Raw genomic sequence first — 16,246 nt, 5'->3', positions numbered from 1 at the left:
ATTGTCTCTAAAATAAAACAGTTGATAATCACTGATTTGGATTATCAACTATAAGCACGACTGCCTGTCGTACAAAAGGAATAGGCATTCACCTACTCCTTATATTCTTATTCTTCAGATTGGATATCCATTGAATTATTATCCGTAGTTTCTGCATCTTGTAGAATTGATTCTTCTACTGAAGGTTCTGCACTATCCATCATATCTCTATCATCAGAGCCAGATACAAGTTTATCAAACTCCTCATCATGAACTTCTTTCATACGTGCAATACGTTTGTCACGAAGTTCTTTTGCCTTTTCAGCAACAATTAGATTTTGTGGACGGTCTCCCTGACATCCAGTACCTGCAGGAATCAACTTACCAATAATAACATTTTCTTTCAAACCAATTAAGTGGTCAACTTTACCCTTAATAGTCGCATCTGTAAGAACCTTTGTAGTTTCCTGGAATGAAGCGGCTGATAAGAAAGAATCTGTTTCAACAGAAGACTTAGAAATACCTAATAATACAGGTTTGAAAGTAGCAGGAGTTTTTCCGCTTAACAATGCGTTACGGTTGATTTTTGTGATGTTATTCAATGACAATTGAACACCAACATTTAAATCTGTATCTCCACTATCTACAACGATTACTTTCTTCATCATCTGTTTGATCATTACTTCCAAGTGCTTATCGCTAATTTCGATACCTTGGCTTTGGTATACTTTCTTAACTTCCTTCAAGATATAGTCTTGAACTTCACGTACACCAGCGACACGTAATAATTCTTTTGGATCTAATGGACCTTCAGTCAACGCAACACCGGCTTCAATCTTAGCACCGATTTGAACCCATGGACGCATAGACTGGTTCGCATTAATTTTATGAGAAACACTTTCGTGTTCGTTTGTGATAATAACTTCTTGGCGCATTGTTCCTTCAATACGTTCGATTGAAGTAATTTCACCTGAAATCTGAGCAATTACCGCAACACCTTTTGGACAACGAGCTTCGAACAATTCTTCAACACGAGGCAAACCTTGAGTGATATCTTCTGCACCGGCACCGGCAACACCACCTGTATGGAATGTACGCATTGTTAACTGTGTACCTGGTTCACCGATTGATTGGGCAGCCATGATACCAATAGCTTCACCAACTTCAACGTCTTTACCTGTAGCCATGTTACGTCCATAACATTTACGACAAACACCTAAACGAGACTTACAAGTAAATACAGAACGGATATACATACCTGTAACACCAGCATCTACAATTTTCTTAGCAAGTTCATCAGTGATAAATTCATCACTCGCAATAATTAACTCGCCTGTCTTTGGATCTGTTACATCTTGTTTAGAATAACGACCAACTAAACGATCTTGTAACGGTTCGATAACAGAATTTGTCTTACGATCCATTAATGTTTCGATCCAGTAACCCTTATCAGTACCACAATCGTCTTCTTTGATAATTACATCTTGGGCAACATCAACCAAACGACGAGTTAAGTAACCAGATTCGGCTGTTTTTAAGGCAGTATCTGTAAGACCTTTACGCACACCGTGAGTTGAGATAAAGAACTCACTTACGTTTAATCCTTCACGGAAACAAGAATAGATAGGAACTTCTATGATGGTTGGTACATATTCACCAGCACCAGCTTTAGCGTGACCAGGTTTTGCCATTAAACCACGCATACCAGCTAACTGAGTAAAGTTTGACGCGTTACCACGAGCACCAGAAGTCGCCATCATGTTGATTGGGTTTTTACGAGGCAAGTTGTTCATCAATGATGTTACGATCTTGTCTTTTTGATCATCCCACATCTTAGATAAGTGACGTTCCCATTCTTCCATTGTCAACATACCTTTACGTTGTAAGTGTTTTAACTGATCGGCTTTAACACGACCCTCATCGATATATTCATCTTTGTGAGGAGCCACTTCGATATCTGACAAGGCAACTGTAATACCAGCTACTGTTGAATATTCAAATCCTAATGATTTGATTTGGTCAAGAATTTCAGCTGTTTGATCTGCATCATAACGTTTGAAGACTTCGGCAATAACTTTACCTAAATCTTTTTTCTTAACTGCATCAACTAAAGGCATAGATTCAATGTATTCTTTAATGTTTTGTCCTGGAGCAATAAAGTATTTATCAGGCGTACTAATAAAGTTTTCTTTAGATACCTCATTGATATAAGGGAAATCTTCAGGGAACATTGAGTTGAACACAATCTTACCAACTGTTGTAATTAAATAATCATTTTTATGTTTTTCATCAAATGATGTTTTATGCATATTGCATACAGGCAATGCGATACGAGTGTGAAGGTGAACTTGTTTTGACTGGTATGCCATCATAACTTCATCTTCGTCTGTATATACATGACCTTCACTTTCACCAAAACGGTGCCAGTGCGCTGCTTCTAATGGGCAGCCAACTTCTTCGTAGTGTTTAGCTTCTGCAAAGAATTCATCTTTAGTTTCTTCCATTGTTAAATAGAAGTTACCCATAACCATATCCTGTCCTGGCGTAACGATTGGTTTACCATCTTTAGGACCTAAGATATTGTGAGAACCAAGCATCATAACTAATGCTTCAGCACGAGCTTCTTCTCCTAATGGAACGTGGATGGCCATCTGGTCACCATCGAAGTCGGCATTGAACGCAGTACATACTAATGGGTGAAGACGCATTGCACGTCCTTCTACTAGTTTAGGCAAGAAGGCCTGAATACCCAAACGGTGTAATGTAGGCGCACGGTTCATCAATACTGGATATCCGTCGATTACTGTTTCAACAACATCCCAGATACGTGGATCACGACGTTCAATTAATTTTTCTGCATTTTTAGGATTTTGTGCTAATCCTTGGTTTACGATTTCATTAATGATAAATGGTTTAAACAAGTTAACTGCCATTTCACGTGGAATACCACATTGGTACATTTTCAAATCTGGTCCAACGGCAATTACAGAACGACCAGAGAAGTCAACACGCTTACCTAATAAGTTCTGACGGAAACGACCTTGTTTACCTTTTAATGAGTGAGACAATGACTTTAATGCACGTCCACCAGCACCTGTAATAGGTTTTGAACGACGACCATTGTCAATTAAAGCATCCACAGATTCCTGTAACATACGTTTTTCGTTTTGAACGATGATATTTGGAGTACCCAAATCTAACAATTTACGTAAACGATTGTTACGAGTGATGACACGACGATACAAATCGTTTAAGTCACTTGTCGCAAAACGACCACCATCCAATTGAAGCATTGGACGTAAATCAGGAGGTATTACCGGAATGTTAGTCAGAATCATCCATTCTGGCAAGTTTTCACTATTACGGAATGCATTGATTGTATCTAAACGCTTGATTAATTTCTTACGTTTTTCACCTTGTGCTTTTTCAAGCGCATCTTGTACTTCTTGATATTCAGATTCTAAATCTACATCTTGTAATAAACGAAGTACGGCTTCCGCACCTGTTTGAGCTGTAAATCCTGTAGAACCATAAATAGCTTGGTTTTCACGGAATTCACGTTCAGAAAGAATTTGTTTATAAGCTAAACCAGATTCTTTTGGATCCGTAACAATGTAGCTTACAAAATATACAACTTCTTCCAATTGTTTTGGTGTTACATCCAACAACAATGCCATACGGCTAGGAATACCACGTAAGTACCAAATATGAGCTACTGGTGCAGCTAAGTGGATGTGACCCATACGCTCACGTCTTACGCTTGCTTTTGTGATTTCTACACCACAACGGTCACATACAACACCTTTAAAACGTACTTTTTTATATTTACCACAAGCACATTCCCAGTCCTTAGTTGGACCGAAAATGCGTTCGCAGAATAAACCATCACGTTCTGCTTTTTGTGAACGATAGTTAATTGTCTCAGGCTTTGTTACTTCACCATGACTCCATTTTAAAATCGTTTCTGGACTCGCTAAGCGAACCTGAATCGAGGCAAAATTGTTAATACTCATATTTTATACTACGCCTCCTCTTCTTCGTTATTTTCTTCTTCAATATCGTCTACTAGCTCTTCCTTTTGTGTTTGTTCTGGTAAAGGTTGAGCTGGATGAACGTCCTGGTCATCATCATCTAATGTGATGTCAACCTCGTTATTGTTTTCATCTAACAAACGAATATCGATTGCTAGACCTTGTAATTCGTGCATCAATACACGGAATGATTCTGGAACACCTGGTTCTGGAATATCCTTACCTTTGATGATGGCTTCATAAGTCTTGATACGACCTTGAATATCATCTGATTTAATTGTCAAGATTTCTTGTAATGTGTGGGCGGCACCATATGCTTCCAATGCCCAAACTTCCATTTCTCCAAATCTCTGACCACCATTTTGAGCTTTACCACCCAATGGCTGCTGAGTAACTAAAGAATACGGACCTGTAGCACGAGCATGTAGTTTATCGTCAACCATGTGGGCTAACTTGATCATGTACATTACACCGACACTAATACGTTCATCGAATGGTTGTCCAGTTTGTCCATCGTACAATACCTGTTTTCCATCGACAGTCATGCTTGCTTCGCGCATTACATCTTGTAAGTCTTCATTTGATAAACCATCAAATACAGAAGTAGAGAATTTAACACCTAATTTACGAGCTGCGTAACCTAAGTGGATTTCTAAGATCTGTCCGATGTTCATACGTGAAGGTACACCGAATGGGTTCAACAAGATATCAACTGGATGTCCATCAGCCATAAATGGCATATCTTCGATAGGTAGAATCTTAGAGATGACACCTTTGTTACCGTGACGACCAGACATTTTATCACCTTCAGAAATCTTACGTTTCTGAACGATATATACTTTAACACGCATATTTACTCCAGGAGGAAGATCCGATCCATCTCCACGTTTAAATACACGAATAGAATGAACAATACCAGCACCACCATGAGGTACTTTCAATGAATTGTCACGAACTTCACGTGATTTTTCACCAAAGATTGCTAATAATAATTTTTCTTCAGGACTAACTTCACTTTGTCCTTTTGGAGTAACCTTACCAACTAAGATATCTCCTTCTTTAACTTCGGCACCAACCATGATGATACCATTTGAATCTAGCTTACGAACTGCTGCTTCACCAACGTTAGGAATATCACGAGTGATTTCTTCTGGACCTAACTTAGTTTCACGACAGTCAATATCATATTCTTCTACGTGGATTGAAGTATATACATCATCACTAACCATACGTTCTGACATGATGATGGCATCCTCGTAGTTATATCCATGCCATGTTGTATATGCAATAACAACGTTTTGACCTAAAGCCAATTCACCATTTTGCATACTTGGACCATCTGCTAAGATATCGCCTTTTTCAACCTTTTCCCCAACTTCTACAATTGGACGTTGGTTGATACAAGTACTTGCGTTTGAACGAGCAAACTTACGTAACTGATAAGTGTGGTTTTCACCTTCATTGTCTTTAACAACAATACGTAAACCATCTACATATTCAACTACACCATCTTGTTTTGCGACAATACCAACACCTGAGTCCTTGGCAATTTTATATTCAATACCAGTACCTACATAAGGTGAATGAGGAACTAATAATGGAACGGCCTGACGCTGCATGTTGGCACCCATTAAGGCACGAGACGCATCGTCGTTTTCCAAGAATGGGACACAGGCAGTCGCTACAGATACGATCTGTTTTGGACTGACGTCGGCAAGTTCTACTTCGTTACGATCCGCGATGATAGTTTCACCAGCCTTACGAGCTACGACACGTTCATTTACTAAATGACCATCACGAACCTCATTGGCCTGAGCGATTACATAATCTGCTTCTTCATCAGCACTTAAGTAAACTGTATCTTCACTAACAGTACCATCAGCATTTACCTTACGGTAAGGTGTTTGAATAAATCCATATTCATTGATACGAGCATATGTAGTTAAGTTGTTAATCAAACCGATGTTTGGTCCTTCTGGTGTTTCGATTGGACAAATACGACCATAGTGAGAGTTGTGAACGTCACGTACTTCGAAACTTGCACGATCACGACTGATACCACCTGGACCTAAGGCTGAAATACGACGTTTATTTGTCAATTCAGCTAAAGGGTTTTGTTGATCCATGAACTGTGATAACTGTGAACTAGAGAAGAATTCTTTAATTGCAGCTGTCAAAGGACGAATATTTGTCAATTTTCTTGGAGTTAAGCTATCCATTTCTTGAATTGACATACGTTCTTTAACGACACGTTCCATACGAGATAAACCAATACGGAACTGGTTCTGAATCAATTCACCAACAGAACGAATACGACGGTTACCTAACATATCGATATCATCTGTTGTTCCTACACCTTCCATAACATTTAAGCTATATGAGAAGAATGCATACATATCTGAAACTGTAATTGTGTGTTTATTTGCGAATGGGTCATTTCCAGCAACACGTACTTCATCCCCATTATTGTCAATAATATATAATTCTTGAACACATGCACCAATCAACCATGCTGTGATATCTTCACTTAAAGCACGTTGTTTAACTTGCATTTCAACATCGCTATCAATTGTATCTGGAGTTACACCAACCATATAGCGGTTAGCTACCAATTCCATATCTGCATCAACGATATCTTCACCTTGTGCATTTGTTAAACGTCCAAGAGCATATAAACGTTGACCATAGTTAAATATAGAATCCATATTTTCTGCTGTTAATTTAACAGGTTGTGCAAACAATCCTGCAAAAATATCAACATTTTCAACAACCTTTTGGATTGCTAAAACATCTTGTTCAGTTAATACTGTACCAGCATCTAAATAAGCATCTTCAGTTTCAACATCACTAGCTAATACACGACCAATTAATCCTGTAGTCCAGCTTGTTGGAATTGAAACGATATCTTCTTCATGGAATTCTGAGCGGAATGGATAAGCGACACAATAAGTACCCTTAGCCAATTCTTCACGCAATGCATTTCTTTCATCACGGTGAACCATAGTACCTTTTTCCATGAATACGTTGCCATTTACATCAACAATATCATGAGCAAGGCTCATACCATACATACGATCGATCGCATTTAATTTCTTACGTAATTTATAACGACCAGCCTTCGTCAAGTCATAACGACGGTGATCAAAGAATTTAGCCTGCATTAAAGTAATTGATCCATCTAATGTAGGGATTTCATCACTTCTTTGGTTTTCATAGAAAGAAAGTAAAGCTTCTTGTGTTGTTTTTACTTTATCGTTCAATAAAGTATTTTCGATTTCTTCATATTTACCGAAGAAAGCAGTATACAACAACAAATACATATTCATGTATTCGCGATCTTCTGCATCTGTAGCTACATCAGACCAATTACGTCCCATTGCACGAAGGAATGTTTCCATCATTGATGTATCGTGAGTATCTTCATTCACTCCGATATTCAAAGACATACCAATCGCCTTGAATAAAATACTGAATAATACTTTACGACGACGGTCAATAGAAACGTTGATTAAACGTCCGTTTGTAGTTTTCTTTTGTTCAGTCATGAACTCTAACCAAGTACCACGACTTGGAATTAATTCACAGCTAAAGTTTTGTTTACCAGTTTTTTCATCATAACTGTCCGCAAAATATGCACCTGGAGAACGTACGATCTGACTAACGATTACACGTTCTGCACCATTAATGATGAATGTACCAGTTTCTGTCATTAAAGGGAAATCCCCTAAATATACTTCTTCACTCTTAGTTACAACTTCCCCAGTTTCTGAGTCTGTAACTTCCAATTCCATATCTGCATATAGAGGTGCTGCAAAGTTGCATTCTCTATACATAGATTCTTCTGCGTTATATTTTGGTTCTTCAAAATGATAACGAAGGAAGTTTAAGCGAATGTTTTTTCCATAGTTTTCAATTGGATAGATTTCTTCAAATACTTCTTGGATACCTTGTTGCGTAAACCATTTAAATGAATCTGTCTGGATTTCGACAAGATTAGGTAACTCTAATTTACCACTAACCTTTGAGTAATCTCGGCGGGAAGATTTTTTTCCACACGAGACAATACGATATGCTTTGTTGTTGTCCATGCATGCCATCCTTTCGTTCGAATTTGTACTATACTAGGTGGTTTTCACCTGAAAACTCACACTATTATGCAATTTATTATACTACTAGTAAAACCGCCAAATGTCAATAAAAACTTGACAAAATTTGAAAAATGAGTTATAAATAATGCCTATCCTTTTTAAGCACCTGCATAAAGTAGGTGCTTTTTCATTTGTCCATTTTGACAACCCCTATATTTATGCATACAATAAAGAAGTTTAAAGGAGTTCCAAATGAAAAAAATTTTAACCCTAATTATAACTTGTTTTTTATCACTTTCCCTTGCAGGATGTTCAAACTCAAAAAACAACGATGACATCCTTACATTTTTTGATGCGTTAGATAATACATTAAATCTAAAAAGCGCCCAAATCAGTGGAACATTGGATTTGAAAGATTCAAAAATGAATGTTGATGCACAAATTCTTCAAAAAGAAGATCTACAAGTTGCCACTTCAATAGGTTTAGTTGCAGGAAAAAATGTACAAACCAACTTTTTAAACTTCTACATTAAAGATGGAAAAACCTATTTAAATTCCATGGGCACAAAAACCCAAAGTACAGTTGATAAGATCGGACTTAAAAAGAATTCAAAATTAAATACCTATAACCCCTTCTTAGATTTAACAGATGACCAATTATGCGAATTATTTGATTCTTCTAAAAAAGAAAATGATACATATACATTTAAAGTCAACACATCTAAACTAGCTACTCTTCTAGATAATATGGGATCTATAAAACTAGATGATGCAACGCTTGAAGTAACCATCAAAAACAAGAAAATATCTCACCTTGTTTTAAGCTTTACAGGAACTCAAACTGTAGATGAAGCAAGTGCTGATATTGATGTTTCAGTTGAACTAAGCATTAAAAAATTAAACAAAATCAATTTTCCTAATGATTTAGATTCATATACAAAAGAAACTGCAGAAGATTAATTCCTCTGCAGTATTTTTATTTATTTTCTTCAATTTTTTTCTGTTTTTTCATAACCGAATTGATAGACTTTTGAATCAATTTAGCATATGCATCCGCACCCTCTTCAATTGGATGAATCCCATCAGCCTCTAATAAATCTGTATGCTTAGAAATATAAGAGTTCCAATCTATAATTGTGACATTTGAATGTTTTTTAGCCAATTCATTCAGATATTTATTGTTGCTAGCTTCCCATTCAACTCCAGGTGCATATACATTAACCCAGAATATAGACTTATCTTTACCAATCATTTCTAGCAATTGTTCAACTGTTTTCTCATCCAAAACGCCATTTGTTCCAAGCGAAATCACAACTGTATTATGAATATTTCCTTGAGACTGATACCAACTTAAAATATCTAGAGCATGATATATTTGTCTTGAAACAGCGGCATCTATTGTCGCATCCGGATAAATATCTTGAATATTTGTATATGCCGACAACATAACAGAATCCCCTAAACAAAACAATCCTTTATCCGACACTTTCTGAGAGTTTCCACTTGATGCATAGTCATCTGCTTTGCCTTTTTCAACACTACCATCTGATTTTGCATTTTTCTTATTTTCCGCAATTGCCTTTTCATTTTCCGCGATACGCTTCTGCAATTCTGTAGAATCCATTGCTTTTGAAGTTGCTAAGGCAACAACACCTGTTGTTTGAAATACCAATCCCACAATCCCACATGCCAAAACGGCTTTTTGAAATTTAGGTTTGATTTGTTTATATTTAAATACTTTCAAGAAATAATTTGACCATACAACCAACAAAATCAATAGCACGAATTCAATCAAATACATCACAAAATTTTTATTCCAATCTTTATATTGGAACAAATATATGACAGGATATTGCCATAAATAGATTTCATAACTATGTTGGCCAATCCACTTTAAACCTGGAACATCCAATGAAATTGAACTGTCTGCCGTTTTTTCAATTAAATACATAGATAAAATTGTCATTAATGCAAGCACAAACAAATAAACAATTGGCATGCGTCCAGCAAAAATAAAACATGAACCCACAAACACTCCAAGTAATCCAATTGAGGTATAAAAATTCTTTTTAGTTGCTTCCCCTTTTGTATAGATCCAGCCTAGAAGCATACCTGCAACTAATGAATAGATTCGCGTATCCGTTCCATAATATAATCGTGTAACATTCACTCTACATAAATATAGAATTGGCATCACAAGTGCAAAACCTACGGTTACACCAAATACTGTTTTAATTGTGAAAGATTCTCCTTTTTTATCTTTCAATTTATACATTCCAAACAACAACAATGGAAAAATCAAATAGAACTGCATCTCTATAGATAAAAACCATAAATGTGAGAATGGCGAAGTATTCGCAATACGCGTAAAATAATCAATACTTTGCGAAATCTGCCACCAGTTATTGAACCCAGCCAAAATACTGAACACCTGCATTTTCATGTTATACAATGTGTCCTTAGCCAAAATAAAATAGATTCCCAATGTAGTAAATACCATCACGAGTAATGGTGGATATATTCTTTTGATTCTGGCAAGATAGTAATCACGCAATGAAAACTCTTTTTGATTCATCTTCTTCTTACCTGATACCACCAATAAGAATCCAGTTAATACAAAGAACAATACAACTCCTAAGTATCCACCCCTAAAAATACTTGGAAACATATGGAATAGCGTAATCGCAATAATCGCAATCCCACGTAATCCGTCCATTCCCCTTAAACGTCCGTCTTCTTTTTTCATATCTACATATCCCCTTAGATGCTTTCTTTAAGCACCATCTATTTTAGCACAATAAAATCTTAATAATTATTAATAAATATATAATTTTTTAATATCCCTTTTTAAAAAAATACAATATAATATATTAAGATTCTGAAAGGAAAATGACATGCAAAGTATTAAGACAATTTATAAAATCGGACCCGGTCCAAGCAGTTCTCACACATTCGGTCCAATGATGGCTTCTAAATATATCAATGAACATTATCCAGAAGCTACAAACTTCAAAATCACATTATTTGGTTCTTTAGCTCTTACAGGAAAAGGACACCTTACAGATAAAATCATATTAAAAACGTTAGGCGCTAGTAAATGTGAAATCGTTTTTGACATGAAAACCCCTGTTGAACACCCAAACACAATGATTATTGAAGTTTTTGAGAATGATACAAAGATTGCAGAACATACATTTGTATCTATTGGTGGAGGAAAAATTGAAATCGACGGAAAAAAAGGCAATGTAGATCCAGAAATTTATCCACACACAAAAATGGATGACATTCAAGTATATTGTAATGAACGTCATTTACGTTTAGATCAGTACATTGATGAAGTTGAAGATTCTGATTTTGACTCTTACATGAATCAAATCTTTAAACAAATGTTGAAAACAGTAAATACCGGATTAAAGAAAACAGGTGTTTTACCTGGAAGCTTGAAAATTGACCGTGTAGCTCATGCTTTACATCAGTCGGCACAAAGCTGTAACGATATTCAAGATAAAAACAGTTTATTATTAAGTAGTTATGCCTATGCAGCCAATGAACAAAACGCAAGTGGAGGCATTGTCGTAACAGCTCCAACTATGGGTAGTTGTGGCGTTCTACCTAGTCTTGTATACCATTTCTATCACGATCAAAATTATCCTAAAAAGACAATTATCCAAGGCCTTAAAGTGGCTGGATTGATTGGAAATCTAATTCAGACAAACGCAACTATTTCAGGAGCCAAAGCTGGATGTCAAGCAGAAGTTGGTGCTGCCTGCTCTATGGGTGCTGCTTTTGTCGCTTATTGTCAACTTCAAAATAACGAACAAATCGAATGTGCTGCTGAAATTGGATTAGAACACCATCTAGGACTTACATGCGATCCAGTCGGAGGATACGTAATGATTCCTTGTATTGAAAGAAATGCCGTAGCTGCACAAAGAAGTGTGGATGCCGCAAGACTAGCCAAATATTTACGAAACGTGAAAAAGAACCGTGTAAGCTTTGATATGGTTGTTCAAACCATGAATTTAACAGGTAAAAAACTTCCAATCGAATTAAAAGAAAGTGCACTAGGCGGATTAGCTGTTGTTGTACCAGAAAAAGCTTAAAGAAAGGCCTAATTCATATGAATTAGACCTTTTTTTATTTATCACGAACAAAGCACTCTAATACTTTATAGCCTTTACGTTCTAAATCTGCTTGTAAATCATCTGGTTCAGTTGTATCACAACGAATAACTAGATTAGCAATTCCATCTTCAAAAGAATACACACCAATATGATTGATATTCACATTATTTTCAACAAAAATTTCAGATAACTTACCAATTGCACCAATTTCATCTTTTACAGCAACTGTAATTCTTGAACCCACTTCATCCCATCCAAGAACATTCAAGAAACACTTAAATACATCATTCTGCGTTACAATACCTGTGACTTCGCCAGATGCATTTGTGACCGGCAAACATCCAATGTTGTTTTTCAACATTTTCTGTGTCGCATATTCCATCAATTCATTTTCATCAACAGAAATCACTTTTTTCACCATCACAGTGCTCACAGTTGTTTTTGACAACAAATAATTTAATTCATATATGCTTAAGCTAGTCGCATTCGTTGTCCCTGAATTGGAAATCATACCTTCTGTAATCAATCCAATCAATTTTCCTTTTTCAACAACAGGAACACGGTGAATTCCCTTTTCCTTCATCAAATCAATAATTTGTGAAATCGTTGCATCTGGTTCAGCACATATAACATTTTTTGTCATATAATCCTTAACTTTAAACATCTTATTATCCTCCTAAATATGCCTTTTGAACATCAGGGCTCTTGGCAAGCTCTTCACCTGTACCTGACATTACAACTTTACCTGTCTCTAAAACATAGGCACGATGCGCAATTGATAATGCCATCTTAGCGTTTTGTTCTACCAATAAAACCGTTGTTCCCGACTTATTGATTTCTTCAATAATATTAAAGATTTCCTTAACTAAAATAGGAGCTAACCCCATACTCGGTTCATCTAAAAGCAACAATTTAGGTTTTGCCATGAGTGCACGCCCCATTGCCAACATCTGCTGCTCACCACCAGATAATGTAGAAGCATCTTGATTCATACGCTCTTTCAAGATAGGAAATTGTTCACAAACCTTTTCGTAATCACGTTTGATTCCATCTTTATCTTTTCTTAAAAAAGCCCCCATCATCAAGTTTTCATATACACTCATACCCGTGAAGATACGACGTCCTTCTGGCACCTGGGTTAAACCCATTTCAACAATATGTTTAGGATTTGCCTTCATAATTGACTCATTTAAGAATAGGACATCGCCACTCGTCTTTTTTACAATGCCACTAATTGACTGCATCATTGTTGTTTTTCCAGCTCCATTGGCACCAATCAATGCGACAATTTCACCTTCATTAACTTCCAAGCTAATTCCTTTTAAAGCTTCAATTACACCATAATGTACGTGAAGATCTTTTATTTCCAACATTGCCATACTAGATCTCCTCTCCTAAATATGCCTTAACTACGAATTCATTATGTTTGATTTCTTCAGGCGTACCATTCGCTATCATTTTACCATAGTTCAACACATAAATACGCTCACAAATCTTCATAACCAAAGACATATCATGTTCAATAAGAATAACAGTTAATTTATATTTTGAACGAATATGATCAATTAATTCTGTTAACTCTTTTGTTTCCTGCGGATTCATACCTGCTGCCGGCTCATCCAAATAAAGAATTTTTGGCTGGATTGCCAAAGCACGAGCGATTTCCAATCTTCTTTGTTTACCATAAGGAAGATTGGTAGCCAATTCATTTCGCAATGAATACAACCCAACTTCTTTTAATAGTTCCTCAGCCTTTTCTTCTACCCACTTCTCTTCTTTATAATACATAGGCAAGCGTAAAATCGCAGCTAAAGTACCATAACGAATATTCTTATGCATCGCAACCTTAACATTCTCCAATACTGTCATAGATTTAAACAAACGAATATTTTGGAATGTACGTGCCACACCTAGATTTGTGATTTTATAAGGCTTTAATCCACCAATCTGAATACTTTTATCTTGATCCATCAACTCAATCAAGCCACTACTAGGTTCATATACACCTGTCAACAAATTGAATAACGTTGTTTTACCAGCACCATTTGGTCCAATCAAACCAATTAGTTCACCTTCGTTGATTGTCATTGATACGTTAGAGACTGCACAAAGACCGCCAAAATTCTTTGTCAGATTTTTAACATTTAAAATAGTTTTCATGCAGATTTCTCCTTTCGTTTATCAAATAACTTTTTAAAAGATAATTCCTTAGTTCCTAAGATACCTGTTGGTTTAAAAATCATAATTCCAACTAGTGCCAAGCCATAGATTATCATTCGAATTTCTGAGAAGTTTGCCAAAACAACATTGATGATCCCAATCGCAACGGCAGCCAAAACACTTGATGTCATAGAGCCCATACCACCAAACACAACCATAACTAAGATATCGATGGACTTATTGAATGTGAATTGATCTGGTTTGATGACATAGAAGTTACATGCGAATAATGCACCCGCTAATGAAGCTAATAATGCCCCAATCACAAAGGCAATTACTTTATACTTTGTCGTATTGATTCCCATTGCCTCACTCGCAATTTCGTCTTCACGAATCGATAAACAGGCACGACCAGGAGCAGAGTGTGTAAAGTTACAAACAACTAAGATTGAAATAACAGCACATATAAATAACATTGGAAATGTTGTCAATTTAGGAATACCATTTAATCCAGCCGCTCCATTTGTGATTTCCATATTCTGCACTAGGATACGTACAATTTCTGCAAATCCCAATGTCGCAATCGCCAAGTAATCACCTTTTAGACGTAAAGTTGGAATGGATACAATCAAAGCTACAATTGTTGAAAGAACAAAGCCAATCAATACTCCAATCACTAGTCCTGTCATATTTGGCATCATTTTTACCATAATACCTGCACAATAAGCTCCAATACACATAAATCCAGCATGACCTAATGAGAATTGGCCACATACACCAATAACTAAGTTTAATGATACAGCTAAAATAATATTAATAAAGATATTATATAGAGTAATTGAATAATAAGATCCAATAATTCCAACTTTCATTAAAATAGTTAAAACCACAAAAGATACAATAGACAGTACAAGCCAAGCAAGATTTGCCTTATTCAATAATTCTTTACGCATGACTTACACCTTCTCTCTTACATTCTTACCTAATAAACCGGCTGGTTTCAAGATTAGAATTAAAATCAATATAATGTAGACAATCGCATCTTTATACAAAGAGCTTCCATAAGCCGTAACCATAGTTTCTGCAATACCAATAAATAAACCACCAATCATAGCTCCCGGAATACTTCCAATACCACCAAATACAGCAGCGATAAATGCTTTTAATCCTGGCGTCATACCCATCAATGGATTGATTGAATTATAGTAAATACCAACTAAAACGCCGGCAACACCTGCTAAAGCAGAACCTAAAAGGAATGTAAATGAAATCGTTTTATCTACATCGATACCCATCAAACGTGCAGCATCTTCATCGACACTTACAGCACGCATGGCACGTCCCATTTTTGTCTTTTGAACAATAAACTGCAATACAACCATTAAAATAATCGTAATCACGAAAATATATACTTGTTGCATCGTAATGGTGACAGGTCCTAAATGAAAAGATGCACTCGTTAATAATTTAGGATAGGTTCTTACTTCACTACCCATGATATATTGTGTTGCATACTCCAAGACATAACTTACACCAATAGCTGTAATCAATGCAGTAATTCGAGTCGCATGACGAAGTGGCTTATAGGCGATGCGCTCAATCAATACACCTACAACACCACAAAAAACCATTGAAATCAATAATGCAGGAATAAATCCTAAACCACAATATGTTGTTATTAGAAATGCACAATAAGCTCCTAACATATAGATATCTCCATGTGCAAAGTTAATCAATTTAATAATTCCATAAACCATGGTGTATCCCAAGGCAATCAATGCGTAAATACTTCCTAAGGATAGACCATTGACTAGTTGTTGTAAAAAAGCTGTCATATTAACCTCCTTATTAAAAAAGAGGGGGA

General features: G+C 36.1%; 10 protein-coding genes. 2 read left to right on the top strand and 8 right to left on the bottom strand.

Annotated elements, in window-relative coordinates; genetic code table 11:
* Positions 1-107 precede the first annotated feature (107 nt).
* Together rpoC and Q0F04_RS05720 are read right to left on the bottom strand one after the other, a co-directional pair.
* On the bottom strand, positions 108-3,992 hold the full coding sequence (rpoC, locus tag Q0F04_RS05725; RefSeq protein WP_295751166.1) for a DNA-directed RNA polymerase subunit beta': 3,885 nt from the start codon (positions 3,990-3,992) through the stop codon (positions 108-110).
* Between the two features lie 8 nt (positions 3,993-4,000).
* Positions 4,001-8,098, bottom strand: coding sequence for a DNA-directed RNA polymerase subunit beta (locus Q0F04_RS05720; protein WP_117571985.1), 4,098 nt, complete (start codon positions 8,096-8,098; stop codon positions 4,001-4,003).
* Between the two features lie 252 nt (positions 8,099-8,350).
* Between Q0F04_RS05720 and Q0F04_RS05715 the strand changes: the two genes are divergently transcribed.
* Positions 8,351-9,058, top strand: a complete 708-nt coding sequence (locus Q0F04_RS05715) for a hypothetical protein (protein ID WP_295751164.1) — start codon at positions 8,351-8,353, stop codon at positions 9,056-9,058.
* Positions 9,059-9,074: 16 nt separating this feature from the next.
* Here Q0F04_RS05715 and Q0F04_RS05710 read toward each other — a convergent pair whose 3' ends face one another.
* Positions 9,075-10,844, bottom strand: a complete 1,770-nt coding sequence (locus Q0F04_RS05710) for an acyltransferase family protein (RefSeq protein ID WP_295751162.1) — start codon at positions 10,842-10,844, stop codon at positions 9,075-9,077.
* 148 nt (positions 10,845-10,992) lie between these two features.
* On the opposite strand from Q0F04_RS05710, the gene Q0F04_RS05705 reads away from it, so the two are divergent.
* A complete protein-coding gene (locus Q0F04_RS05705) occupies positions 10,993-12,201 on the top strand; it encodes an L-serine ammonia-lyase, iron-sulfur-dependent, subunit alpha (protein ID WP_117571988.1) in 1,209 nt (402 codons plus the stop codon).
* Positions 12,202-12,235: 34 nt separating this feature from the next.
* Here Q0F04_RS05705 and Q0F04_RS05700 read toward each other — a convergent pair whose 3' ends face one another.
* Genes Q0F04_RS05700 through Q0F04_RS05680 form a run of 5 tightly spaced genes read right to left on the bottom strand, consistent with a single transcriptional unit; the run spans position 12,236 to position 16,217 of the window.
* Entirely contained in the window at positions 12,236-12,886 is a 651-nt protein-coding gene (locus Q0F04_RS05700) for a CBS and ACT domain-containing protein (protein WP_117571989.1), read from the bottom strand.
* A 4-nt stretch (positions 12,887-12,890) separates the two neighbouring features.
* Entirely contained in the window at positions 12,891-13,595 is a 705-nt protein-coding gene (locus tag Q0F04_RS05695) for an ABC transporter ATP-binding protein (protein ID WP_117571995.1), read from the bottom strand.
* Positions 13,596-13,602: 7 nt separating this feature from the next.
* Positions 13,603-14,382: an ABC transporter ATP-binding protein gene (locus tag Q0F04_RS05690; RefSeq protein WP_117571990.1), complete on the bottom strand. Its 780-nt coding sequence runs from the start codon at positions 14,380-14,382 to the stop codon at positions 13,603-13,605.
* Positions 14,379-15,335, bottom strand: a complete 957-nt coding sequence (locus Q0F04_RS05685) for a branched-chain amino acid ABC transporter permease (protein ID WP_117571991.1) — start codon at positions 15,333-15,335, stop codon at positions 14,379-14,381. Before Q0F04_RS05685 ends, Q0F04_RS05690 begins: the two co-directional genes overlap by 4 nt.
* Positions 15,336-15,338: 3 nt before the next feature.
* Positions 15,339-16,217 (bottom strand): branched-chain amino acid ABC transporter permease, encoded by an 879-nt coding sequence (locus tag Q0F04_RS05680; RefSeq protein WP_117571992.1) that lies wholly within the window; start codon positions 16,215-16,217, stop codon positions 15,339-15,341.
* Between the last annotated feature and the right edge of the window lie 29 nt (positions 16,218-16,246).

Origin of the sequence: uncultured Holdemanella sp., assembly GCF_934772795.1 — a bacterium.
In the GTDB taxonomy this organism is placed as follows: Bacteria; Bacillota_I; Bacilli_A; order Erysipelotrichales; family Erysipelotrichaceae; genus Holdemanella.
Note: the sequence above shows the minus strand (reverse complement) of the source record. Positions and strands in the feature narration are given on the sequence as shown.

Coding starts and splice junctions, on each gene's coding strand:
- rpoC (WP_295751166.1), bottom strand. CDS start 3,992: ATGAGTATTAACAATTTTGCCTCGATTCAGGTTCGCTTAGCGAGTCCA.
- Q0F04_RS05720 (WP_117571985.1), bottom strand. CDS start 8,098: ATGGACAACAACAAAGCATATCGTATTGTCTCGTGTGGAAAAAAATCT.
- Q0F04_RS05715 (WP_295751164.1), top strand. CDS start 8,351: ATGAAAAAAATTTTAACCCTAATTATAACTTGTTTTTTATCACTTTCC.
- Q0F04_RS05710 (WP_295751162.1), bottom strand. CDS start 10,844: ATGAAAAAAGAAGACGGACGTTTAAGGGGAATGGACGGATTACGTGGG.
- Q0F04_RS05705 (WP_117571988.1), top strand. CDS start 10,993: ATGCAAAGTATTAAGACAATTTATAAAATCGGACCCGGTCCAAGCAGT.
- Q0F04_RS05700 (WP_117571989.1), bottom strand. CDS start 12,886: ATGTTTAAAGTTAAGGATTATATGACAAAAAATGTTATATGTGCTGAA.
- Q0F04_RS05695 (WP_117571995.1), bottom strand. CDS start 13,595: ATGTTGGAAATAAAAGATCTTCACGTACATTATGGTGTAATTGAAGCT.
- Q0F04_RS05690 (WP_117571990.1), bottom strand. CDS start 14,382: ATGAAAACTATTTTAAATGTTAAAAATCTGACAAAGAATTTTGGCGGT.
- Q0F04_RS05685 (WP_117571991.1), bottom strand. CDS start 15,335: ATGCGTAAAGAATTATTGAATAAGGCAAATCTTGCTTGGCTTGTACTG.
- Q0F04_RS05680 (WP_117571992.1), bottom strand. CDS start 16,217: ATGACAGCTTTTTTACAACAACTAGTCAATGGTCTATCCTTAGGAAGT.